Raw genomic sequence first — 23196 nt, 5'->3', positions numbered from 1 at the left:
TCATCCGGCCGTAACGGAGGCAGAAATGGCTCGCGCAGACGTCGATGTCACGGAACAAAAACGCTTGAACGACGCGCATTCGGCGCAGGTGCCATGGAAGCAGTGGGGGCCGTACCTGAGCGAGCGGCAATGGGGAACCGTCCGCGAGGACTACAGCGAAGATGGCGACGCCTGGAACTATTTCACCCACGACCAGGCGCGTTCGCGCGCTTACAGGTGGGGAGAAGACGGGCTCGGCGGACTATCCGACGACCAGCAGCGACTCTGCTTCGCGCTCGCACTCTGGAACGGGCGCGACCCGATTCTGAAGGAACGCCTGTTCGGACTCACCAATAGCGAAGGCAATCATGGCGAGGACGTGAAGGAATATTACTTCTATGTCGACAGCACGCCCACGCACTCGTACATGAAGTATCTGTACAAGTACCCGCAGCGGGAATATCCGTACCTCGACCTGATCGAGACGAACCGCGAGCGATCGCGAGAAGAACTCGAGTACGAACTGCTCGATACCGGCGTATTCGATGACGACCGGTATTTCGATGTGTTCGTCGAATACGCGAAGCGCGATCCACAAGACATCTTCGTGCGCATTTGCGTGCACAACCGCGGGCAGGACGCGGCGCAGCTTCGAATCCTGCCGACGCTATGGTTTCGCAATACGTGGTCGGAGAACCACGACGATCCCAGGCCGTCGCTGTGCGAAGACGCGCCGGGCGTCATTCGGGCGCGCCATCATGAACTGGGCGACTACTGGCTCTATTGCGAAGGCGCGACGGAACTGCTGTTCACGGAAAACGAAAGCAATGCACGGCGTCTGTGGAATCAGCCCAATGCTTCGCCGTATGTGAAGGACGCGTTCCACGCGTATGTGATCGGCGGGCAACGCGAGGCGGTGAATCCCGCCAGAACGGGAACCAAGGCGGCGGCCCATTGCGTATGCGACGTACCCGGCGGCGACAGCGTGACGATCCGGCTGCGCCTGAGCGCGGCGAGCCGCGACAACGCGTTCGACGGCTTCGAGAACACCTTCAACGAACGCATTGCCGATGCGGACGAGTTCTACGCGCGCATCGCGCCGAAATCGCTGACGGAAGACCAGCGCCGGGTGCATCGTCAGGCGTTGGCGGGCATGTTGTGGGGCAAGCAGTACTACTACTTCGATCTCGAACTGTGGCTGCGCGAGCATGGGAGTCATCCGTTGCTCGACGGCGAGCGGCTCGACGTGCGCAACACCGGATGGTTCCACATGCTGAATGCGGACGTGATCTCGATGCCGGACAAATGGGAATACCCATGGTACGCGGCCTGGGATCTGGCATTCCACACGATCTCTCTGGCGCTCGTCGACTTCGATTTCGCGCAGGAGCAATTGCTGCTGATGTTGCGCACCCTGTATGTCCATCCGAGCGGCCAGATTCCGGCCTACGAGTGGAACTTCAGCGACGTCAATCCTCCGGTGCATGCGGCCGCCACGCTTTGGCTCTACCGGTACGGCAAAGAGCTGGGACGGGCCGACCCGCGCTTTCTCGAGCGCTCGTTTCAGGGGCTGATGCTCAATTTCAACTGGTGGGTGAATCGCAAGGACCCGGCAGGACGCAACGTGTTCGCCGGCGGCTTTCTGGGGCTGGACAACATCGGGGTGTTCGATCGCAGCGCGCAGCTGCCGACGGGTGGATCGCTGGAACAGGCGGACGGAACCGCGTGGATGGCGTTTTATTGCCAGTGCATGCTGGAGATGGCGATCATCCTGACGGAATACGATCCGATGTACGAGGAGATCGCTTTCAGGTTCGTCCAGCACTTCATGTGGATCGCGTATGCAATGGATCGGCGCGGCGAACATCCGGACGACATGTGGGACGAGCATGACGGCTTCTTCTATGATCTGCTGCGGCTTCCCGACGGCCAGACCATGCGTCTGAAGATCAGGTCGATGGTGGGGCTGCTGCCGCTGTGCGCGACGACAGTATTCGAAGCAGATTCGGTGACACGGTATCCGAAACTGATGGAGCTGATCGCCCAGTTCCGCAAACGCTACCCGGAGCTGCTCGCGCACGTGGCGCCGACGGATACGGGCTTCATCGGCCATCGGGAGCGCAGGCTCCTGTCGATCCTGAACAGACGCAAGCTCGAACGCGTGCTCGGATACCTGCTCGACGAGAATGAGTTCCTCGGACCGCATGGCATCCGTTCGCTCTCCCGCTATCACCTCGATCATCCGTATGTGCTCAACATCGGCGGGACCGATTACAAAGTGCAGTACCTGCCGGCCGAATCCAATACGGGCATGTTCGGCGGGAATTCCAACTGGCGAGGTCCGGTATGGATGCCGGTGAACCTGCTCGTTGTCAGGGCACTGATGAACCTCTACAGCTTTTTCGGCGACGAGTTCAAGGTGCAATGCCCGACCGGGTCCGGGCATTACATGACGCTGTTCGAGGTGACACAGGAAATCGTCCGGCGACTGACGGGTACGTTCTTGCGCGATGCGGATGGAAGACGTCCCGTCTATGGCGGGACCAGCAAGTTTCAGGACGATCCGCACTGGCGCGACCTGATCCTGTTCTACGAGTATTTCCACGGCGACAACGGTGCGGGGCTCGGAGCCAGTCATCAGACCGGCTGGACGGGCCTCGTCGCACCTCTGTTGGACATGTTCGGGCGGATCGATGCTCGAACCGTACTCGACAGCGACCGCTGGCGCGTGATGGCCGGCGCTTCCGCGCACGAGGCGGGCAGCAGCGACAATGCTCTCAACGCGCACCGTCCGTGACCATCGCTCCGGATGTCTTGAGGCCCATGACTATGCTCAGGAGGCTCAAAAGCGTCACAGTAGCGGCCATGATCGCGGCCCGATGCAGACCCTCGGCAAGAGGGTCGAACTCCGGCCGCACAAGGGCGCCAAACAACCCCACGCCGAGCACGCCGCCAATCTGACGCGCGGTGTTCAACACGCCCGATGCAATGCCCATGTACGACGGTTCCACGTGCGCCAGCACCGCGGTGTTGATCGACGGCACCGCGAGCGCGACACCGACGCCAACAGTGAGCAGCGGCAGCGCGACCGCTAGCGCACTGCTATCCACCCGCGCGAACGCAAGCGAAACATAGCCGAGCGCCGCCAGTGCCTGGCCGACAAGCATCGGCAGGCGATAACCGAAACGCGCGGTGAGCGAACCCGACGCGACGTTTGCGACTGCGACTACCGCTGTCATCGGCAGGAACGCGAGGCCGGTTTCGAGCGGTGTGTCGTGACGCGCGTTCTGGAAAAACAGACTCATCGCAAACATCAGTCCGTAGTAGCCGAAATTCAGCGACAGCCCCGTTAGCGCGCTGACGTTCACCGCGGCATGGCGGAACAGCGCGAGCGGTAAAAGCGGCTGCGCCTGCCGCGCCTCGACGATGACGAACAGCCCGCCCGCAACGGCCGCGACGCCAAGTCCGGTCAACACGGTCATGCTGGTCCAGCCCAGCCTGCCGCTTTCGACAACCGCATACGTCAGCCCGACCAACGCAACGACGGCAAGCGTCTGGCCGGCCAGGTCGATGCGACGCGCCGCGTGACCTTGCGTGTCGGGCGCATGAGCGATGGTCAGCCAGATGCCCGCGACGCCGATCGGCACGTTGATCAGAAAAATGGCAGGCCAGCCGAAGCGGTCGACGAGCACGCCGCCGACCAGCGGCCCCGCCCCCAGCGCGAGCGCCGCGGTGCCCGCCCAGACGCTAACCGCCCTGGCCCGCGCATGCGGGTCCGGGAACGCCGCGCCGAGCAGCGCCAGCGACGACGGCACGCACAGCGCCGCGCCGATGCCCTGCACCACCCGCGACCCAACCAGCAGCGCCGCGCCATCCGACAGCCCGCACCCCACCGATGCGCAGGTAAACACGACGAACCCAGCGACGAACATGCGCCGCGCGCCGAACCGGTCGGCCAATGCGCCAGCGGACAGCAGCAGACTCGCGAACGCCAGCGTGTACGCGTTGACGACCCATTCCAGCGCCGTCGAATCGAGGCCGAGGCCATCGCGCATTCGTGCGAGCGCGACGTTCACGACCGTGACGTCGAGACAGATGATGACGAAGCCGAGGCTCGTCGCGAGCAAGGCAAGACGTGGCGACCGGGCCGGTGAGCTGAGCTGTTTGCGCATGATGTCCGTGCAGGAAGTCGGCGATGCGGCACCGGGATGGGCCGCAAGCGCCGTGTACGCGGACTGTATTCCCACAGCGAAGATTGATAAACGCACGGCAAATGGCAACAGAACCAATTATTATTGGGGAATGGACCTCCTCAAAGCGATGACCGTGTTCGTGCGCGTAGTCGAAAGCGGCAGCCTGACGGCGGCGGCGGTAGCCTGCGACCTGTCGCCGACGATGGTCGGCAATCATCTTCAGGCGCTGGAAACGCGGCTAGGCGCGACACTCGTCCATCGCACCACGCGCAAGCAGCAGATCAGCGCGTTTGGGCAGGCCTACTATGAACGATGCATCGAGATCCTCGGGCTGATCGACGATTCGGAACGGCTCGCGCTCGATCACCTCGCGACGCCACGGGGACGCCTGCGCATAACCGCGCCCGTCGTGTTCAGCAACGAATGCCTGATGCCGGTGATCGCGGATTACTACGAGCGCTATCCCGAGGTGAAGCTCGATATCGTCGCCACCGATGCACTGTCGGACCTGATCGACGACGGCTTCGAGGCGGCGGTTCGGATCGGCGCGCTGGGCAATCCGGATCTCGTCGCGCGGCCTCTGCAGCCGTACCGTCTGGTGTTGTGCGCGTCACGCGGGTATCTGGCAGCGCACGGCACGCCGTCATCGCCCGACGCGCTGCGCTCGCATCAGTGCCTGACGTACGCGTATCCGCCGCGCTCGGAATGGCACGCGGCGCAGGCCGAATGGAGCCTCGAGGGTCCGGACGGCCGCGTGCGCGTGCCCGTCGACGGCAGGCTGAGGATCGACAATTCGGAAGCGCTGCGACGGGCGGTGTTGCGCGGCCTGGGCATCGCCATGCTGCCCGAGGTCCTCGTGGCCGCGGATCTGCGAGCGAAACGGTTGGTCGAAGTGCTGCCGGCGTTTGCCGCGCCCGAGCGGCCGCTGAACCTGCTGTATCTGCGTGAGCGGCGTACGTCGCCTAAGCTTCGGAGCTTTATTGAATTTATGGTCGAACGCTTCGGCGCGGAAGCGGCATCGCCCAACGGTGCTTGACCAACCCACGCTCAATGCGAATCCTGTTGCCTCCTGCGTAGATTGTCGCGCACACGACGGGCGACCAGAACCGTCAGATAGTCCGTGATTCGTGCGCCTTCGCTGTATTCGATCCATGTCTGCGCGTACATCTGCAAGACCGTTTCCTCTGGCGTGTTGGTGGCGGCGGCAATTTGCTTGATGACTTCCTCGACGTTGCGCGTGACCATTGCCTGCTCCCAGCGTGCGGTGATGAAAGACCGTCACGCGCACGTTACCCGCCTCAATGCGGCCGTTACTTGATCTGGGTCAATTGATTTCGCCCATGACCGACCACGAGCTGTCTGAGACGGGTCGCAACGAGGCCTTCACTGAAACACCGGTTTTCCCGACGCATCCTTGACCCTGGTCTTCCACTGCGAGCGGATTTCCGACACGACCGAATCCGGCAACGAGATGTAGTCGAGATCGCTGGCAGCCTGCCCGCCGTTCTTGAACGCCCAGTCGAAGAACTTCAGCGTTGCCGCGCCTTGCGCCGGCTTGTCTTGCGTCGCGTGCAGCAGCACGAAAGTCGCGCCGACGACCGGCCATGCGTCCTTGCCGGGCTCGTTGGTCAGGATCTGGTAGAACGACGTCTTCCAGTCCGCGCCCGAGGCGGCCGCCTTGAAGGTCTCGGTCTTCGGCGCAACCACCGTACCGGCGGAGTTCTTCAGGCTGGTGTAGACCATGTTGTTTTGCTTCGCATACGCCCACTCGACATAGCCGACCGCGCCAGGCAGCCGTTGCACGAAGGCGGCAACGCCGTCATTGCCCTTGCCGCCCGTACCGGTCGGCCAGTTCACCGTCGTGCCTTCGCCGACCTTCGACTTCCACTCCGGGTTCACCTTCGATAGAAAGTTCGTCCAGATGAAGCTCGTGCCCGAACCGTCGGCGCGGCGTACCACGGCAATGTCCGTGTCCGGCAGTTTCATGCCCGAATTCAGCGCGGCGATCGCCGGATCGTTCCATTTCTTGATCTTGTTCAGATAGATGTCGCCGAGCACCGCGCCCGACAGAACCAGTTGGCCCGGCTTCACGCCCGGCAGGTTGACGACCGGCACGACGCCGCCGACCACCGTCGGGAATTGGAACAGGCCAGTCTTCGCCAGTTCATCGTCCTTCATCGGCGCGTCGGAACCCGCGAAATCGACGGTCTTCGCGAGGATCTGCTTGATGCCGCCCGCTGACCCGATGCCCTGGTAGTTGACCTTGCCGCCCCCCGCCTTATGGTAGGCGTCGGCCCACTTGTTATAGATCGGGGCTGCAAAAGTGCTGCCCGCACCGGTGATGTCGACGGTTTGCGCGTGCGCGGCCGCGAGCGGTAGAGCAACGGCAAGAACTGCAATTCCTCGTTTGAACAGCATGGTTTGCCTCCACGAGATTGACTGACCGGATCAATGGTTGCAGCGAGCTTCGCTCCGCGACGCAATTGCTCAACTACGCATCCTGCGGGCCCAGGGAACTTGCGTTGGACTCCCGCAACTTGCGCGGGCGCGCGGTGTTCTTGCGATGATGCATTTCAATCCGCTCCAGCACGTCCGTGTCTGTATTGAGCGTTTCCAGAAGGTTGCGCCCTTTGTTCGGCTTTACGCACCCGGCACGGCTGCCCATCGCTCGAACCTTCAAACTTAAGCACTTCAAGTTACATTCCGTTGACAGCGGCCGCGCTGCGTTCAGCGCGGGCGGGGCGCGGATTGTTCGATGTTAGGGAGAATCGCCCTCCGCGCGCCGCCGAACTACACCGGCTGAGCCGAGCGAGTCCGGGCAAGCGGGTTACTGCTTATCAGTTGGTAGTGGCGTGTCGGTGAGACTGTCCTTGATCGCAGCCATCACAGCGGGCATCAGTGGCTCGCGGCCGACCCCAGCCCCTGCCAGCGCTTGCAGCACAGTGACGATCTTGATCGCGTCATATCGACGGCCACTGCCCACCGCCTCTTCGAAGGCGTTCGCCCGCCGGTTCGCCTCGTCCGGGTCGGCACTGACAAGCAATACGGCATGCGCGAGCACCAGATGGCCCCGTCCATCGCTCGTCCGCATCGCGGCTGGCGCCTGTCGCCAATACTGCGCCGTGCCAGCAAACTTGCGCGCGTCGGTGTCGACTCCCCAAGCCAGATTGAAGCGACCGTCGCAAAATGAACCGTCCACTGCCTGGTAGTGGGTCGTGACGCCGATCACGCGCAGCGCGCTCCCGATGACTTCGCATAAGTGCAGGTACACCGCCTCGCTCATTTTGCTCGGCTGCTGCTTGACGAAATAAGCCAGACTTAAATTTAGAATCCCGGGGCCCTGCGGTACGAGGCCGCCGCCCGACATGCGTAGCCAGACGGGGCATCCGCTGCGAAGAAAAGCGGAGCGTGCAGATTCGAACTGGGGGTAACGCAGATAGCTGCGCGGCACCACCAAAGACTTCGGCGCTTCCCACAGTTGAGCAACATTGCGGCCACGCGCCGCTAAGTCCAGCAGTGTGTGCTCTGCCTGAAGGGGGTCGTGGACGGTCGGATCAGGTTGGATGAATTCGAATGACATAGTCAAAACGCGAAACAGAGCAACTGTCAGAATCGGTTGCAAGACGGAATGGCCGAGGCCGACAAAAGGAAGATCCCGTGGTTTCCGACCGGATCGAGGAATGTGACATCAGTTTCGAGGCCAGTCAACGTTCGCGTAGAACGAGCACCCGATGGTCAACGTCACTTTGGCGGACTCCCATCGGCGCCAGGCCGCCTGCTCCATGACGCCAAATTAGCGCTCGGCGTCTACCCGCTCAGGCTTCTTGCAGAAATGCAATGCTCTCCTGATTGAATCTCTCGGGCTGTTCATACTGCGCCCAGTTGTCACAGCCCTTGATTTCCACGAGCTGCGCGTTCGGTACGGTCCTGGCGATCGCACGGGCGTTGCTGAGAAAAATATTGGGCGCATCACTTGTGGGGCGTCTTGAACAGGGCGTGACCAGGAACACTGCGCACGGCATAGTCGAGTCGGCCACTACAGGCTGAGTCGTGCCGACCGGGTATTGGCATCCTGATCGAACAGCGTTGAGGCAGGCTTCTGCTGCGCCGCAGAGTTGCCATGCTGTGAAGCGCGCCTCGATGGCAAAGTTACTGAACCAACCGGGGCATCATGATCGTCCCATAGTTGGGGCCGATGCCGTCCATCTGGCTGTTTTTACAGTAGTTCGGATCGTTGCCCATCTGCACGGTGATGACTGCGTTGGAGCCGCTGCCTGTCTCGTTCAGAATGTGCAGGCACCCGAATGCGACGATCGGCGGAGTGCTCCCCTGTCCACTCGTGACGTTACTCACCACGGCTACCGTCACCCAGGCACAACTACCCGCCGAACCCGCCGGGACCTGACTACACGTTGCAACGTTGTGGAACGCATTGCTATTCAGGCCCGTTTCCAGATAGATCGGTTGGCCGATAGACATCGGACTCGCGTTTCCGCTCGTCATCAACCCCACTATGGCGTCGGAACCAAGCTGGCTGTTAGCAGAAGAGAGGGACGTCCATTGTCCTGCGTTGCAATTGGCGGCCTGGTACGACGCTCTGATCCCGAAGATGTACGGTTGGCCGATCGTCTGCGGAATAGGCGTGCCGTTGTTGGCCGCTTGAGGGTCGGTTGTACTGGTAGCAAGAAGAGGGGAATTGGTCGCCGAATTCCAGTAGGAGTTGTACAGGCATTGCGACATCACGATCGGGAACAGCGCCCCAACTTCAGCGGTTCCAGGACTAGCCACGACCGCGGTCGCCGTCGCACTCGTCTTCAGCGACGCGATGTTCAGCACTTGCGCCAGATACACCGGCACGCTCCCGTTGGAGTCGCTCCCGTCCTTGTGGACCGTCACCTGGACCGCGGGCACGATCTTTCCGCTTGCTACCGGCACGGTGGCCTGGGATACACCAGCCGCAACTTTGGTCACATTGACATAGCCGGTAACGACATCCGACGTATGCAACTGCACGGCCGTCCCCTGCACATTGTTCTTCGGTCCGAACGAAACAGCCACGGTCTGCGAGTCATTCCAATCCGGATTGGCGGCGCTCGCGTTGTTGCAGCTAGCGTTGCTGGCCTGGGTATAGAGGCACTGTGCCCCCGCGAGCGCCGCGGCGTCGGCGGCAGTCTGTGCCTGAGTGCGGGCCACCATCAGATTGCCAATGTCGATTGCGAGCGCCGCGAAGCTCAGGAGCGTAAGCAGCAACAGGGCGACCATGATGGCCACCGCGCCCTTCTGCTTCTTCATCGATTTGGCGCGGCGCTGAGTACGCAGGGTATGGACGGTAGGCATGATGTTCTTCTTATTCGTTGTTCATCGTGGCCGTGGAGCTCAAGGTGATCGGCCCCGTCAACGGGTTGATCAGGGGGCCGAGCAGCAAGCCCGTGAACGTGTACGAGACCTTGACCGCCAACGCGGTGCCGAACGACCCGCCTGCGTTGGTTACCGAGACCGATGGCGTGGGGTTCTTCGTCGCAAACGAAATCAGGTACGAGGACGTATAGCCGGTCACGACGCTGGTGATGTCCGTCGTCGTTGGTCTGGGGCTGGTCAGTACGATGCCCGCTCGCGCGCCCTCCCTGGCGGCGTTGGTGATCACAGCCTGGTCGTACAGAGCCAGGCCGAACTCGACGATTCCGAACACAATGAGCAGCAGAAGCGGAAGTACCAGCGCGGTTTCAACGGCCACCACACCCTTTTGCTTTTTTTTCAGGTTCATCATTTGACTCCGCAGGCGGTCACGCAACTTTCACCGACAGCATCCTGTTCGCTAAAGCTTGCGCTCTGCTCTGGACGCTGATTCGGTGGACGCGATCTGGTATTTCGCAAAGGCGCGGCTAGCGCCAGGGAATCGAAGTTGGCGTGAATGAACGGCAACGAGCCAGCACACATCGAGGTAACATCGATGACGTGGCACGTTTGAAATATGATGGAATCGCGACGGTGCTCTTCGCTTGATTTCTCATGATGTCCCCCGACGATGAGTGCCACACTCCGCATGTGATTGCTGAATGCGAAGGGCCTCGGGAAGCCATCTGGTTGTCATTTTGGCTTCCGTTTATGGTTACAAAGCATACGAGCCAAATCGGGAAATTCTGCGCGCTGCCGCACAATTCTTCTGCAATAGCGGCGAAGCGGCGATCGACGACAACCCATTGAAACGGTTCATTCCCTATGAGCAACAGGATCGCGCAGCTTTTCCGGCATCTGACCTCCGGTGTGTATGTAATCGGCGTAGCGGACGGCGAGCGCCGCAATGCGTTCACCGCGAGCTCGGTGATGCAGGTTTCGTTTGCACCATTGCTGATCGCGCTCGGCATTAGTCCCGAGCATCAGTCGTACGAACTGCTGCGCAGCGGAGCGGTGTTTGCGATCAGCGTGTTACGCGCGGATCAACAGAAACTCGCCGAGCACTTCGGCACGCAGTCGGGCCGCGCCGTCGACAAGCTCGCGACGACTCGCTGGCGTCCCGGCGTAACCGGCGCGCCGCTATTGGTCGATGCGCTCGCGCATTTCGAGTGTCGGGTGGTCGATGACGTCGCGGCGGGAGATCATCGGGTGGTGATCGGGCGTGTCGTCGATGGCGCGCTAGCGAGCGCGGGCGGAAAACCGCTGATCTACGCGCAGACTGGCAATCTCGACATGAGCGAGGCCCTTTATCCCAGCACGTTTTCGTAATGGGTGGCGTGCTGGCTGCTCAATGCCAGTGCCCGCCATGTCCTCCGTGCCAGTGGCCGTAGTGATAGCCGCCACCGCCCCAGTAGCCCCCGATCACCACTGACGGCCCCCACCATCCGTAGTAGCCCGCCCATGGATAACCGTATGGGTAGCCGTACGGATAACCGTAATAGCCCGGATAGCCGTAATACCCGGGATAGCCGTAATAAGCGGGCGCAGGAACCGCGACATACGTGCAATTCTGTCCCGACAACGGCAAGTCGTTCGGCGCCGCATTCGCGCCGGCAGTCCCGCTTGCCGGCGTAGCCGCGTTGCCGGTCGCTGATTCCGTGGTGGCGGTGGCCGCACCGCTGCTGCAGGCGTAATAACCACCCGCTCCCGGATAGTACGAATAGGGACCGTAATAGACGCAGCCACACAGCGCAAATACGCCCGCCACGCCAGTGCATAGACCAACGATTCCACAACGCATGATCGCTCCCCCTCTCCGGGCGCAGCGCAGCCGTCTCGACACGGCATGGTTTTATTCTAGTCGTCGAATCTTGCATCAGGTACGCGCCTTGCGGAGTGCAGATATTCCGTGGAAATCAGGAGTTTCGACATGGACCTGCCCGATCCTCTCGACCCGAACGCCCCCTCGACTCCCGCACAGCCGGCCGCCGGCGCACGTATCGCCGGCGGTGGCGTTGGCGATGGTCCCGGACCCGAGGTTATGGCCGCCGCCACGCTCGACGGCAACAAGGTAATGTCTTCCGATGGCCAGGACCTCGGCAAGATTTCCGACATCATGCTGGACGTGCGCAGCGGCCGCATCGCGTATGCGGTGCTGACGGAGGGCGCGATTCTCGGCATCGGCGGCACCTTGCACGCAATTCCGTGGCGCGCGCTGACGCTCGACACCGACCGCAAGTGCTTCCGCCTGGACGCCACGGCCGAGCAGGTGAAAAGCTCGCCGGGCTTCGACAAGGACCACTGGCCGGCGATGGCCGATCGCGCATGGGGCGCGTCGGTGCACCAGTTCTATCATCGCGAACCGTACTGGGAAGCCACGCGCGGTGTCGTCGAAAGCGATCCCGCCGTACGCATCGATCCGACCACCGGGATCTGAAGGCCCTGGTTCCGGCGCTCCAGCATCGCTATCTCACACACGCCACCGTCTTGCGACGAGCACACGAGGCGCGGCGCGCGGCAAAGGAGAAACGTCGATGATCCGACGCGCACTAATCAATCGAAAGAACATATCCTTCGCCGCGTGGGTGGCAATCGGCACGGGTTCGGTATTTCTCAGCCTTGCGCTTCCGCTGCCCGCGCTGGGCGCATTCGTGGTCGGCGCTTGTTGCGCATATGCGGGGCGTACCGGGCGGCGGCAGGGCGCGAACCCGGTCGTCGGTTTGCTGGAGCGCAAGCAACCAGAGGTCGTCGACGACGTGAATCAGCAAGCACAGGCAACGAATTCGACGCACGAGGCGAGCGAGACGGAAGACGAAGCGGCGACGCGTTGAAGTGCCGCATTCGCACGCTCGCCGCCGGGCGGCCACTCACACACATCAAAACCGATAAACACGCTCGGCGTTGTCATGAAACAGCGCACGCTGCCCTCGCGCTGAAAAGTCCTTCGTAATCGCCTTGAACGCGTTGAAGACCGCGTCGTAACTGCTGAACAGCTTGTCGACCGGGAAGTCGCTCGCGAAGATGCAACGCTCGACGCCGAACGCCTCGATCGCGTGCAGCACGTACGGACGGATGCTGTCGACAGCGCTTTCGCACCCAACGACGCCGGCGCGAAATTGGGACGAAGGCGCACGAATCAAACAGGCAAAAAACGGCGAAGGAAAAACGGATAATGCATGGCAGTCTGTCTCTTGCGCAGTGGTGCACTGCGCCATATCGGTATCGGTGCGGCTTACGGACAGAATGGCAGTGCGCATCACTCGCGACCAAGGCGGCTCCATCCAACTGCAACTGCAACTGAAAGAAATTTCACTATGCGCATCCCACCGCTGAAGGCGATCATCGCGTTCGAAAGCGTTGCCCGCACGAAAAGCGTGAACCGCGCGGCCGACGAACTTGGCCTGACCGCGTCGGCGGTGAGCCATCAACTGAGCAACCTCGAATCGATCATCGGGCAGGCGCTGTTCCAGCGCTCCGGCCGCGGCCTCGTGCTGACGCCGATCGGCGAGCGTTATCTGGCCGACGTGACGGGCTCGCTCGCGGACCTGAGCCGCGCGACCGAACGCGCGTCGAGCCGTACCGACGTCGAGATTCTGCGCGTGCACTCGAGCCCGAGCTTCGGCCTGATGTGGCTGCTGCCGCGACTGTCGTCGTTCCAGGAAGCGAACGACGACATCCAGCTGAACGTCGCCTGCTCATACGAAAACGTGTCGTTCTCGAACGGCTTCTACGACATCGACGTGCGCCACGGCTACGGCAACTGGACCAATGTCGAAGTCAAAACGGTGCGCGGCGAGTTCATCGCGCCACTCGCGTCGCCGAAGTACCTCGCGCAACATCCGGTGAAGACGCCGGAAGACCTGCTGTCGCATCGGCTGATTTATTCGGAGTCGCCGCTCGTGCAGTGGAAACAGTGGTTCGGCAGGACCGGTGTCTCCGCCGCGCACAAGACCTTCGACTTCTCGTTCGACCGCTCGTACATGTCGCTCGAAACCGCGGCGCTCGGGCTCGGCATCGCGCTCGAAAGCCTGATGCTCGCATCGGTGAAGATACGCGAAGGCCTGCTCGTGCCCGTCTTCGACGCCAGCTTCGCGGTCGAAGTCGGTGCCCATCATCTCGTCTATCCGGCGCAGAACGCGGACCTGCCGCGCGTCGAGCGCTTCCTTGCGTGGATCGAGCGCGAAGCGGCCGCCGACTTGCGGGGCTGAATCCGGGCTTTCGTTTGCATCCGGCTGCACGCCTCGCATAGCGCCGGGCGTGCGCTCCCTCCGTCATCTGAATTTTTCTCAGCTATTGCTGAACGTTTCCGCGTTGATCCGGGCGCCTCGCGAGCCGACACTCTGGGCACCAGTCAACACACAGGAGACAAACCATGTTGCTCGAGAACCGGACCATCATCGTGACGGGTGCGGCGTCGCCGCGAGGCATCGGCAAGGCCACGGCCCGCGCGCTGGCCGCGCAAGGCGCACGCGTCGTGATCCTCGATCTGCGCCGCGAAGATGCGCAAAGCGCGGCCGCCGATCTCGGCGCGAAGCATCTCGGCCTGGCATGCGACGTAACCGACAAGGACGCCTGCATCGCGGCCGCGCGCGAGACGTTGCAGCGCTTTGGGCGCATCGACGGTCTCGTCAACAACGCGGGCATCACGCAGCCGGTGCGCACGCTCGAGATCGGCGGCAAGGACTTCGACGCGATCGTCGACGTCAATCTGCGCGGCACGCTGTACATGTCGCAAGCGGTGCTTCCGGCGATGAAGGAGCAAAACGGCGGCAGCATCGTCTGCATGTCCTCGGTCTCGGCGCAGCGCGGCGGCGGCATCTTCGGCGGGCCGCACTACAGCGCCGCGAAAGCGGGTGTGCTCGGTCTCGCCAAGGCGATGGCGCGTGAATTCGGCGCGAACCAGATCCGCGTGAACTCGATCACGCCGGGCCTCATCCATACGGATATCACCGGCGACAAACTGACGCCCGCGATGTGCGAGGACATCATCAAAGGCATTCCGCTCGGCCGGCTCGGTGACGCCGCGGACGTCGCGAACGCGTGCCTTTTTCTGCTGAGCGACCTGTCGAGCTACCTGACGGGGATCACGCTCGACGTCAACGGCGGCATGCTGATTCACTGAAACACCGCGCGCCGCCAGGCGGCGCAAGCAACGCACCCGGGACACTATCCGGGGCATGTGGCCGCGGGCACGCGCAGCAGCGCCTGCCGTGGCGCACACAGGAGACATCGATGAAAGCGAAATACACCGCGACCGTTGCAGGCGACGTGATACCGCGAAACGACGAACTCACGTTCGAAGCGCGGACCTATGCGAAAGTCGCCCGGCGGCTGATTCCATTTCTGATGCTGTGCTATCTCGGCGCGTATCTGGACCGCGTGAACGTCGGCTTCGCGAAGCTGCAGATGCTCAACGATCTGCAATTCAGCGAAACGGTGTATGGGATGGGCGCCGGCATCTTCTTTCTCGGCTACTTTCTGTTCGAGGTGCCGAGCAACGTCATCCTTCATCGCGTCGGCGCCCGCCGCTGGCTCGCGCGGATCATGCTGACGTGGGCCGTCATCTCCGCGAGCTTCGTGTTCGTCAGAACACCTACCGCGTTCTATGTGCTGCGGTTTCTGCTCGGCGTAGCCGAGGCCGGCTTTGCGCCCGGCGTGATCCTTTACCTGACCTACTGGTTCCCGGCGGAGCGCCGCGCCAAAGCGTTGTCGCTGTTCTTCATGGCGATTCCGCTCGCGGGCATCATCGGTGGACCGCTGTCCGGCGCGATCATGCATTCGCTGCACGGCGCGTTGTCGATGTCGGGCTGGAAATGGCTGTTCCTGCTCGAAGCGCTGCCATCGCTCGTGCTCGGCATCGCGATTCTGCTGTATCTCGACGACGGCATCGCCAAAGCGAAGTGGTTGAACGACGCGGAGAAAACGCTGCTCACACGCAACGTCGCGAACGATGCGCAACAGACGGTCACCCACGTGTCGATTCGCGACTTCATCGGCGACCGGCGCTTGTGGCTGATGGCGGCGATCTACTTCTGCGTGGTGCTGGGCCAGTACGGCCTGACCTTCTGGCTGCCCACGATCATCCGCAAGGCCGGCGTCGCCGATCCGTTGTGGGTCGGCCTGTTCACCGCGATTCCGTATCTGTGCGCGATCGTCGCGTTGCCGCTAATCGGCATGAGCGCGGACCGTCGCCGCGAGCGTCGCTTTCACCTGGCGATTCCGATGCTGGTCGCCGCCGCTGGCTTCGCGACCTTGCCGCTGCTTGGCAGCGTCGGCGCGTCGATCGTGTGCCTGAGCGTTGCGTCGGCAGGCATTCTCGCTTCGTCGTCGCAGTTCTGGTCGCTGCCGACCGCGCTGCTCGGCGGCATGTCCGCGGCGGCCGGTATCGCCGCGGTGAACTGCTTCGCAAATCTGGCGGGCTTCTTCTCTCCGGCGATCGTCGGCTGGCTCAACGATCTCACCGGCAAGTCCACCGCCGGGCTGATCTTCATTTCCGCCGCGGTGACGCTGGGCGCCTTGCTGGTCTTTCTGGTGCCCGCGCGATCCGTGAACCGATGAACCTCTCTCTCGACCTGCTACAGGAGTTACCGATGGACACTGACACCATCACCGAGTCGGTCACGCTCGCCGAGCGTGCGTACCGCATCCGCCGCAACGCGTTGCTGATGGGCGAAGTACAGGGCCAAGGCTATGTCGGCCAGGCGCTCGACATCGCCGACGTGCTGGCCGTCGCCTACTTCGGCGCGATGCGTTACCGCGCCGAAGACCTCGAGTGGGAAGGCCGCGACCGCTTCCTGCTGTCGAATGGCCACTACGCGATTGCTCTGTACGCGGCGCTGTTCGAAGCCGGCATCCTGCGCGCCGATGAACTCGAAACCTACGGCAGCGACGACAGCCGCCTGCCGATGTCCGGCATGGCGAGCTACACGCCGGGCATGGAGATGTCGGGCGGGTCGCTCGGCCAGGGGCTGACGATCGCCGTCGGCCGCTGCCTCGGTTTGAAGCGCAAAGCGTCTGACTCCTTCGTCTACACGCTGTTCTCCGACGGCGAACTCGACGAAGGCGCGGTCTGGGAAGGCCTGATGTCGGCCGCGCACTGGAAGCTCGACAACCTGATCGCGATCGTCGACGTGAACAACCAGCAGGCCGATGGTCCGTCGACGCAGATCATGGCGTTCGAGCCGCTCGTCGACAAGCTCGAAGCGTTTGGCTGGTACACGCAGCGCGTGGACGGCAACGACATCGACGCGGTGAAGCGCGCCTTCGATAACGCGCGGCATCACGGCAAACCGCAACCGCGCATCATCGTCTGCGATACGCAGATGGGCTGCGGCGTGCCGTTCCTCGAAGCACGCGAGAAGAATCACTTCATCCGCGTCGATGCACACGAATGGCAACTCGCGCTCGAAGCGCTCGAAGCCGGGAGACAAGCATGAGTACCGTTGCAAATAAACCGCGCCTGAAGACCTCGGCGATGATCGCGTCGATTGCGGCCGAAGGACAGGTCACGCGTTCCGCGCCGTTCGGTCATGCGCTGGTCGAACTGGCTCGCACGAAGGCGAACGTGATCGGCATGACGGCCGACCTCGGCAAGTACACCGACCTGCATATCTTCGCGAAGGAATTTCCGGACCGCTACTACCAGATGGGCATGGCCGAGCAACTGCTGATGGGCGCGGCCGCCGGCTTCGCGCACGAAGGCGCGCAGCCGTTCGTCACGACCTACGCGGTGTTCGGAACGCGCCGCGCGTACGACTTCATTCATCAAACGATCGCCGAAGACAACCTCGACGTGAAGATCGTCTGTGCGTTGCCGGGCCTGACGACCGGCTACGGTCCGAGTCACCAGGCGGCCGAAGATCTCGCGCTGATGCGCGCGATGCCGAACATGACGGTGATCGATCCGTGCGACGCGCTCGATATCGAGCAGATGGTGCCGGCCATTGCCGCACACAAAGGGCCGGTCTATGCGCGCCTGTTGCGCGGCAACGTGCCCGCGGTGCTCGACGAATACGGCTATCGCTTCGAACTGGGCAAGGCGAAGCTGCTGCGCGACGGCAATGACGTGCTGCTGATCTCGTCGGGGATCATGACGATGCGCTCGCTCGAAGTCGCGAAGGCACTGGAGGCAGACAACGTCGGCGTGGCGGTGCTGCACGTGCCGACCATCAAGCCGCTCGACACCGCGACGATCCTGCGCGAAGCGAAGCGCACGGGCCGCATGGTGATCGTCGCTGAGAACCATACGGTGATCGGCGGACTCGGCGAAGCCGTAGCGCGCACGCTGCTCAGCGCTGGCGTTACGCCGCCGTTCCGGCAAATTGCGTTGCCCGACGAGTTCCTCGCTGCCGGTGCGCTGCCGACGCTGCACGATCGCTATGGCATCTCGACTAACGCGATGGCTACGTCGATCAAAACGTGGCTCGGTTGACGACGCACATTGTCATGCCACCGCGCGGGCCCCGTCGGCTTTACACCCCGATGGTCCGCGTCGTCTTCAGCGCGATCCATGTCATGCCTTCACGCAGTCCTTCGAGTACCGCTTCTCTTTCCACGGCGAACACCTGCGATTGCTGAAAGGTGCGTTCGAAGTCACCTTCGGGCGACACATGCTTGACATGGATCGTCGCCTGAAATCCGCCTTCTTGCGCCTCCTCCGTATGGACACTCACGGACCAGCTTCCTTGCTGCGCGTTTGCTGATATGGTCATTGGATGCTCCTCGGTTTGTCGCGTGCGGCTGCCACCGTCAGCGTAAGGCCGTGCAACGCCAGTCTCGTTGATCCAGGTCAAGTGTCGACGCGAACCGTGAGTCACGCTCGACGCCGATCGCTCGCCCGATGCCTTCAGCTTCGCTTCAGATTCGCGCGAGCGCGTGAAAACCCTGCCGGGAAAACGCGCAACGACCCGTGCATGCGACATGCTACCGGCGCAGCGATGCACCGCGCGCGCATCGATTTCGCGCCCATCGCCCCGAGGTTTCGCGGTAAGCTTTTGCGACGTACCCGCGCCACGAGTTCGTGCCGGCGCGGCAACGCTGCCCTCATGATCGACGAACGCCGGGGTTCATCATGTGGTACGCCTTTATCGATGCACAACAACGCCTCGCTCGCGCGATGGTCGGGGGAGTTCTAACCGATTCGGGGTCGATGCAGAGCGCGCAAACGGGCTGGCTCAGCCCCAATCATGCGACCGACGCGTTCAGCCACTGGCTGCTGCGGTCCACCTGCGCTTTCGGGCGAACACCGCCATTCGCGATCCACTCGGTTGCCGTCGACGGTAGCCGCGTGAGCGTCGACGAAAGCGTCGTCGCCTCGTTGCCGCTCGGCGCGCTGCTCAGGTTCAAGCGCAACCTGCCCGCACCACTTACCCACACAGAACCACCCGTGCTGTTGTGCGCGCCACTCGCCGGACATCACTCGGTGATGCTGCGCGAGACCGTAGAGACACTGCTCGAACAACGTGACGTCTTCGTGACCGATTGGGCCGATGCGCGCGACGTACCGCTCGAGGCGGGCCCGCTATCGCTCGACGACTACGTGCAGGCGCTCGATAGCTTCATCGCCGCCGCCCGCGCGTTCGGGTCGCCGGTTCATGTGCTCGCGATCTGTCAGGCGAGCGTGCCCGTGCTCGGCGCCGCGGCGCTGCTCGCCATGGACGAGGCCGCCCCGCTTGCGAGCATCTCGCTGCTGGGTGGCCCGATCGATACGCGTTTGAACCCGACCGTCACCGACCGCTTCGCGAGTTCGCATACCCTCGAGTGGTTCCACGATCATGCGATCGATATCGTTCCACCGCCCTATCGCGGCGCGGGACGTCTCGTCTATCCGGGATTCATCCAGCAGGCCGCGATTTTTGCCGCGCATCCGGAGCGGCAGTTGCGGCTCGAAGCGGACTACTGGTCCCGATGGCTCGCCGGCGACATGCCCGGTGCGCAGCGGGCGCTGCGCTCGGCAAACGAGTATGCGGCCGTCCTCGATATGACGGAGTGCTACTTCCTCGACATGCTTCGCGTGGTGTTTCACGAACATCTGTTGCCGCGCGATCTGTGGTCGGTCGCCGGGCGCCGGGTGCGAATCGCCGCGCTGCGCGATACCCCGCTGTGCACGATCGAGGGCGACAGCGACGAGATCACCGGCGCGGGGCAAACCCATTGCGCGCATGCGCTGTGCGATACATCGCCGATGCGGACCGCGCGGCAGCTCACCATCGAGCAGTGCAATCACTACGATCTGTTCATCGGCCCGCGTTGGCGCGACGCGGTTTATCCGGGCCTCTGCGAATTCTGGCGCGATGTCGAACACGCCGCGTCGGAGGTTTGCCAGCCGCGCCGCGTGGCCAGAAGTTCGGCAAACCGCAGATCGGCTTGAGGTGGCCGCGAAAACGCCGGCAGTCCGCGCGTCGCGTCACGACGCAAGCTCGCTCAGTTCCCGCGCTCCGTGCCGATTGCGGCTTCGAGGGCCAGTTCCGCCACATCGAACGCGCGGCGGATCGCCGCTTTCGCGTCGTCGTCAGCGCAGTGCGCGATGGGCTTGAGTTCGCGCGCGGGCGTGACGAGATCGAGCCGCACGTCATACAGCGGACGCGACGACCCCGGACGCAACGCCTCGATGGCGAGATGGCAGTGCGACACGAGCGCGCCAAACCGCGCGAGACGCACCAGCTGCGCACCTGCTTCGGCTTCGAGCGGAGCGGCACCCGCGAAGCCAAGGTAGACGATCTGCATGTCAATGCCCATCTTCGCCTCCCGTTGCGATCATTGATCGGACCTGGTTCCGATACACGCAGGTCCAGGCGCTCGTTATGGGCTTATCTTGTTCTTACCCCAGAGGCGGTCATTGACGTGGGTCAAGCGCGGTGAAGGCGCTCGCCCTCAATGCATATGCATGCCCCCATTGATCGCAATATCGGCACCGGTGATAAAAGCCGCCTCGTCGGAGCACAGAAACGCGATCAGCGCAGCCACCTCGTCCGGACGTCCGAGCCGGCCGACCGGAATCTGCGGCAGGATCTTCGTGTCGAGAATCTCGCGCGGCACCGCTTCGACCATCGCGGTCGCGAGGTAACCGGGCGACACCGTGTTCACCGTGACGCCGTGCTTCGCGGTTTCGAGCGCAAGCGCCTTCGTAAATCCGTGCACGCCCGCTTTGGCCGACGAATAATTGGTTTGCCCGTAGGCGCCGCGCGAGCCGTTGACCGACCCCACGTTGACGATCCGGCCGTGGCGCCGCTCGAGCATGCCGGGCAACAGCGGCTTGGTCATATTGAACAGGCCATCGAGATCGGTGCGCAGCACGGCGTCCCAGTGCTCCTTGCTCATCTTCGCGAAGCTCGTGTCTTGCGTGATGCCGGCGTTGTTGATCAGCACGTCGACCCTGCCCAGGTCGGTCAGCACGCGTTGCGCGCAGCGCGCGCAGGAATCGAAGTCGGCGATGTCGGCTTCGTATGCCTGAAAGTCGCGCCCCGTGTCGCGCTCGTGCTCCAGCCATGTCGGCACGTGATCGTTGTGCGTCGAGTGCGTCACCGCGACCGTCATACCCGCGTCATGAAGCGCCCGGCTGACCGCCGCGCCCAAACCGCCCATCCCGCCTGTCACCAATGCCACGCGATCCGTTCCCATCTGAACTCCTCCTTGCCGTGTCTGCCACTGACAGTGCGCGCGCCGGCTGTGCCGGCCCGCGCGGCTAAACGACGCCCGCGAACGGCAGCGCGTTCTGCGAGCCCCACCACCCCGCGCTCAGGCCGCCCGCGAGCGGCGCGACGCCCGGCGCGATGCCGCACGCCGCCAGCCACCACGCATACCAGGCAGAGCAAGCGCGGTTGGCCTCGTCGAACCAGTCGGCCTCGTGCTGCACGGCGAAGGCGATCGACTTGCTCCAGTCGGCGAAGCTCCACTGCGCGTACTCGCGCGCCGCGCGCTGCACGGTCTGATACGCCGACGCGTAATCGAACCAGCCTTCGGGCTGTACGAATGCCGTCGAGGTCCGGGGTAAAGCGCAGCGCCCGAGCGGCGCGTCGAATCCGGAAGCCATCATCGCTGCCCTCCAGAGCACAGCATAGGATTGCCAGGCGCGGTTGCAAACCGTCGATCGCGTCTGCCGCCGTATCGAGCGCGCGACGACCCGCGCTTGATCTGCGTCAATCGCCCCGGCCGCCGGGCTCATAGACTCCATTTGACAGCGGGCGCAAGCCCGCTTGCGCCCGTTTCCCACGTTCTGTCACGGAGCTTTGGCGATGAGCTACAAAAGCATTCTCGTTCACCTCGATACGAGCGTTCGTGCACATCCGCGCCTCGAGATCGCATTGCAGCTCGCGCACCGCTTTCATGCGACGCTGACCGGCCTGTATTCGACGTACGTGCCGCCGCGGCACGCGTTCTTCGTGATGGCCGGCACCGCCGACTACTACGCGGAGCACGAGCGCCTGCGTCACGAGCGTGCCAGCGCGCTGGAGCGGCTGTTCCGCGCGGAACTCGCGCGCGCGAACGTCGACGGCCACTGGATCGCCGCGAACGGCTACGCGAACGACGTCGTGCCGCCCTATGCGCGGGTCGCCGATCTCGTCGTGCTCGGCCAGACCGACCCGGCCGACCCCGAGGCGTTCGTCGCCGAACAGTTCGTCGAGCACATCGTGCTGTCGGCCGGGCGCCCGGTGTTGCTGGTGCCGTCGAGCGGCACCTTCGCGGCGCCGGGCCGCCACGCGCTGATCGCGTGGGACGGCAGCCGCGAAGCGACCCGCGCGATCCACGACGCGCTGCCGTTCCTCGCGCATGCGGCAAAAGTGACGCTGCTGACGGTGCATTCGTCCGCCGATCGTCCGCCGCAGGGCATGGCTGCGGGCGACGACATCGCCCTCACCGTCGCGCGTCACGGCGTGAAGATCGACGTGCGCGAGCTGAGCGTCGCGGACCGCACGCCGGTCGGCGACGCGCTGCTGTCGCAGGCGGCCGACCTCGGCTGCGACCTGATCGTGATGGGCGCCTACGCACATTCGCGCCTGCACGAAGTCGTGCTGGGCGGCGCGACTCGCACGATGCTCGAGTCGATGACCGTGCCGGTGCTGTTGTCGCACTGAAGTGCGCGCTTAAGGAGTCAGCCATGTTTCAGCGCCTACTCGTCGCGCTCGACGGCAGCGCCACCGCCTCGGGTGCGTTCGACGCCGCGCTGACGCTCGCCGCCGAATCGGGCGCCGAGCTGATGCCGCTGTACGTGATCGATGTGCCCGTGATCGCTTACAACGCGCCCGGCTTCGACCCATCCACGATCGAGGACGCGTTCATCGACGAAGGCAAGCGCATCGCGGCCGACGAGCAGAGCCGGATGAGCGCACGCGGGGTCAAGGGCACGGCCCGGACCGTCGAAGTGGCGATCACCGGAGAAGACATCGCCCATCGCATCGTCGAAACGGCGCGCGAATGGCACGCCGACGCGATCGTGATGGGCACGCATGGCCGTCGCGGGTTTCAACGGCTGATGCTCGGCAGCGTCGCCGAGCGCGTGCTGCGCCGCGCCTGTTGCCCGGTGCTGATGATTCCCGCCCAGGCGAGCAGCGCGGCGCGCGCTTAGCCAGCCCCGGCGAGCGCCGACAGCGGACTCACCTGAGCGAATCCACCTGAGCCGCTAGAAACCGGC

26 protein-coding genes are annotated in these 23196 nt (G+C 63.5%); 13 read left to right on the top strand and 13 right to left on the bottom strand.

Annotation, left to right across the window (positions count from 1 at the left end):
• Window positions 1-25 precede the first annotated feature (25 nt).
• Window positions 26-2776 carry an MGH1-like glycoside hydrolase domain-containing protein gene (locus QFZ94_RS38410; protein WP_429463116.1) on the top strand — a complete coding sequence of 917 codons (2751 nt, stop codon included), beginning with the start codon at window positions 26-28 and terminating at the stop codon, window positions 2774-2776.
• Here the strand turns inward: QFZ94_RS38410 and QFZ94_RS38405 are convergent.
• Complete coding sequence (locus tag QFZ94_RS38405) at window positions 2757-4151, bottom strand: MFS transporter (RefSeq protein WP_429463115.1); 1395 nt, start codon at window positions 4149-4151, stop codon at window positions 2757-2759. The genes QFZ94_RS38410 and QFZ94_RS38405 overlap by 20 nt on opposite strands.
• A gap of 130 nt (window positions 4152-4281) precedes the next feature.
• Between QFZ94_RS38405 and QFZ94_RS38400 the strand changes: the two genes are divergently transcribed.
• A complete protein-coding gene (locus QFZ94_RS38400) occupies window positions 4282-5208 on the top strand; it encodes a LysR family transcriptional regulator (RefSeq protein WP_429463114.1) in 927 nt (308 codons plus the stop codon).
• Window positions 5209-5219: 11 nt separating this feature from the next.
• Here the strand turns inward: QFZ94_RS38400 and QFZ94_RS38395 are convergent, their stop codons facing one another.
• The 6 genes from QFZ94_RS38395 to QFZ94_RS38370 form a co-directional block, all read right to left on the bottom strand.
• Entirely contained in the window at window positions 5220-5417 is a 198-nt protein-coding gene (locus QFZ94_RS38395; protein ID WP_429463113.1) for a DUF3562 domain-containing protein, read from the bottom strand.
• Between the two features lie 138 nt (window positions 5418-5555).
• Entirely contained in the window at window positions 5556-6590 is a 1035-nt protein-coding gene (gene pstS, locus QFZ94_RS38390; RefSeq protein ID WP_410851229.1) for a phosphate ABC transporter substrate-binding protein PstS, read from the bottom strand.
• A gap of 73 nt (window positions 6591-6663) precedes the next feature.
• Window positions 6664-6837, bottom strand: a complete 174-nt coding sequence (locus tag QFZ94_RS38385) for a hypothetical protein (RefSeq protein ID WP_410842367.1) — start codon at window positions 6835-6837, stop codon at window positions 6664-6666.
• Between the two features lie 162 nt (window positions 6838-6999).
• Complete coding sequence (locus QFZ94_RS38380) at window positions 7000-7752, bottom strand: lipoyl protein ligase domain-containing protein (protein WP_429463112.1); 753 nt, start codon at window positions 7750-7752, stop codon at window positions 7000-7002.
• 569 nt (window positions 7753-8321) lie between these two features.
• Window positions 8322-9509 (bottom strand): pilus assembly protein TadG-related protein, encoded by a 1188-nt coding sequence (locus tag QFZ94_RS38375; protein ID WP_429463111.1) that lies wholly within the window; start codon window positions 9507-9509, stop codon window positions 8322-8324.
• Window positions 9510-9519: 10 nt separating this feature from the next.
• Window positions 9520-9939, bottom strand: a complete 420-nt coding sequence (locus QFZ94_RS38370; RefSeq protein WP_368581249.1) for a TadE/TadG family type IV pilus assembly protein — start codon at window positions 9937-9939, stop codon at window positions 9520-9522.
• Window positions 9940-10391: 452 nt separating this feature from the next.
• Between QFZ94_RS38370 and QFZ94_RS38365 the strand changes: the two genes are divergently transcribed.
• A complete protein-coding gene (locus QFZ94_RS38365) occupies window positions 10392-10895 on the top strand; it encodes a flavin reductase family protein (RefSeq protein WP_429463110.1) in 504 nt (167 codons plus the stop codon).
• Between the two features lie 19 nt (window positions 10896-10914).
• Here QFZ94_RS38365 and QFZ94_RS38360 read toward each other — a convergent pair whose 3' ends face one another.
• Window positions 10915-11367, bottom strand: coding sequence for a hypothetical protein (locus tag QFZ94_RS38360; RefSeq protein ID WP_368581247.1), 453 nt, complete (start codon window positions 11365-11367; stop codon window positions 10915-10917).
• Between the two features lie 129 nt (window positions 11368-11496).
• On the opposite strand from QFZ94_RS38360, the gene QFZ94_RS38355 reads away from it, so the two are divergent.
• Window positions 11497-12003 (top strand): PRC-barrel domain-containing protein, encoded by a 507-nt coding sequence (locus QFZ94_RS38355; protein ID WP_368598008.1) that lies wholly within the window; start codon window positions 11497-11499, stop codon window positions 12001-12003.
• A 97-nt stretch (window positions 12004-12100) separates the two neighbouring features.
• Window positions 12101-12397 (top strand): hypothetical protein, encoded by a 297-nt coding sequence (locus QFZ94_RS38350; RefSeq protein WP_429463109.1) that lies wholly within the window; start codon window positions 12101-12103, stop codon window positions 12395-12397.
• A 45-nt stretch (window positions 12398-12442) separates the two neighbouring features.
• Here QFZ94_RS38350 and QFZ94_RS38345 read toward each other — a convergent pair whose 3' ends face one another.
• A complete protein-coding gene (locus QFZ94_RS38345; protein ID WP_429463668.1) occupies window positions 12443-12781 on the bottom strand; it encodes an amidohydrolase family protein in 339 nt (112 codons plus the stop codon).
• Window positions 12782-12880: 99 nt separating this feature from the next.
• On the opposite strand from QFZ94_RS38345, the gene QFZ94_RS38340 reads away from it, so the two are divergent.
• The 5 genes from QFZ94_RS38340 to QFZ94_RS38320 all read left to right on the top strand — a co-directional run bounded on the left by QFZ94_RS38340 (window position 12881) and on the right by QFZ94_RS38320 (window position 17997).
• Window positions 12881-13774, top strand: coding sequence for a LysR substrate-binding domain-containing protein (locus QFZ94_RS38340; RefSeq protein WP_429463108.1), 894 nt, complete (start codon window positions 12881-12883; stop codon window positions 13772-13774).
• Between the two features lie 164 nt (window positions 13775-13938).
• The gene (locus QFZ94_RS38335) at window positions 13939-14688 is read left to right on the top strand and encodes an SDR family NAD(P)-dependent oxidoreductase (RefSeq protein WP_368581244.1); all 750 of its coding nucleotides are present in this window, start codon (window positions 13939-13941) and stop codon (window positions 14686-14688) included.
• Between the two features lie 110 nt (window positions 14689-14798).
• Entirely contained in the window at window positions 14799-16124 is a 1326-nt protein-coding gene (locus QFZ94_RS38330; protein WP_368581243.1) for an MFS transporter, read from the top strand.
• A 32-nt stretch (window positions 16125-16156) separates the two neighbouring features.
• Complete coding sequence (locus tag QFZ94_RS38325; RefSeq protein WP_429463107.1) at window positions 16157-17002, top strand: transketolase; 846 nt, start codon at window positions 16157-16159, stop codon at window positions 17000-17002.
• A complete protein-coding gene (locus QFZ94_RS38320; protein WP_368581241.1) occupies window positions 16999-17997 on the top strand; it encodes a transketolase family protein in 999 nt (332 codons plus the stop codon). The genes QFZ94_RS38325 and QFZ94_RS38320 overlap by 4 nt, the downstream gene beginning before the upstream one ends.
• A gap of 40 nt (window positions 17998-18037) precedes the next feature.
• Here the strand turns inward: QFZ94_RS38320 and QFZ94_RS38315 are convergent, their stop codons facing one another.
• Window positions 18038-18277 (bottom strand): hypothetical protein, encoded by a 240-nt coding sequence (locus QFZ94_RS38315; protein ID WP_429463106.1) that lies wholly within the window; start codon window positions 18275-18277, stop codon window positions 18038-18040.
• Between the two features lie 359 nt (window positions 18278-18636).
• Here QFZ94_RS38315 and phaZ point away from each other — a divergent pair, with 359 nt between their 5' ends.
• The gene (gene phaZ / locus QFZ94_RS38310) at window positions 18637-19935 is read left to right on the top strand and encodes a polyhydroxyalkanoate depolymerase (protein ID WP_429463105.1); all 1299 of its coding nucleotides are present in this window, start codon (window positions 18637-18639) and stop codon (window positions 19933-19935) included.
• Window positions 19936-19988: 53 nt separating this feature from the next.
• On the opposite strand, the gene QFZ94_RS38305 is transcribed toward phaZ, so the two are convergent.
• The 3 genes from QFZ94_RS38305 to QFZ94_RS38295 form a co-directional block, all read right to left on the bottom strand.
• The gene (locus tag QFZ94_RS38305) at window positions 19989-20303 is read right to left on the bottom strand and encodes a hypothetical protein (protein ID WP_368581238.1); all 315 of its coding nucleotides are present in this window, start codon (window positions 20301-20303) and stop codon (window positions 19989-19991) included.
• A gap of 135 nt (window positions 20304-20438) precedes the next feature.
• The gene (gene phbB, locus QFZ94_RS38300) at window positions 20439-21185 is read right to left on the bottom strand and encodes an acetoacetyl-CoA reductase (protein ID WP_429463104.1); all 747 of its coding nucleotides are present in this window, start codon (window positions 21183-21185) and stop codon (window positions 20439-20441) included.
• A gap of 64 nt (window positions 21186-21249) precedes the next feature.
• Window positions 21250-21600 (bottom strand): polyketide synthase, encoded by a 351-nt coding sequence (locus tag QFZ94_RS38295; RefSeq protein ID WP_429463103.1) that lies wholly within the window; start codon window positions 21598-21600, stop codon window positions 21250-21252.
• Window positions 21601-21799: 199 nt separating this feature from the next.
• On the opposite strand from QFZ94_RS38295, the gene QFZ94_RS38290 reads away from it, so the two are divergent.
• The gene (locus QFZ94_RS38290; RefSeq protein ID WP_368581235.1) at window positions 21800-22639 is read left to right on the top strand and encodes a universal stress protein; all 840 of its coding nucleotides are present in this window, start codon (window positions 21800-21802) and stop codon (window positions 22637-22639) included.
• A gap of 23 nt (window positions 22640-22662) precedes the next feature.
• Complete coding sequence (locus tag QFZ94_RS38285; RefSeq protein WP_429463102.1) at window positions 22663-23130, top strand: universal stress protein; 468 nt, start codon at window positions 22663-22665, stop codon at window positions 23128-23130.
• Window positions 23131-23196: the final 66 nt, after the last annotated feature.

The organism is Paraburkholderia sp. JPY465 (genome assembly GCF_050436725.1).
GTDB classification, from domain to species: domain Bacteria; phylum Pseudomonadota; class Gammaproteobacteria; order Burkholderiales; family Burkholderiaceae; genus Paraburkholderia; species Paraburkholderia youngii.
This window is presented reverse-complemented; position numbering and strand designations above follow the sequence as displayed.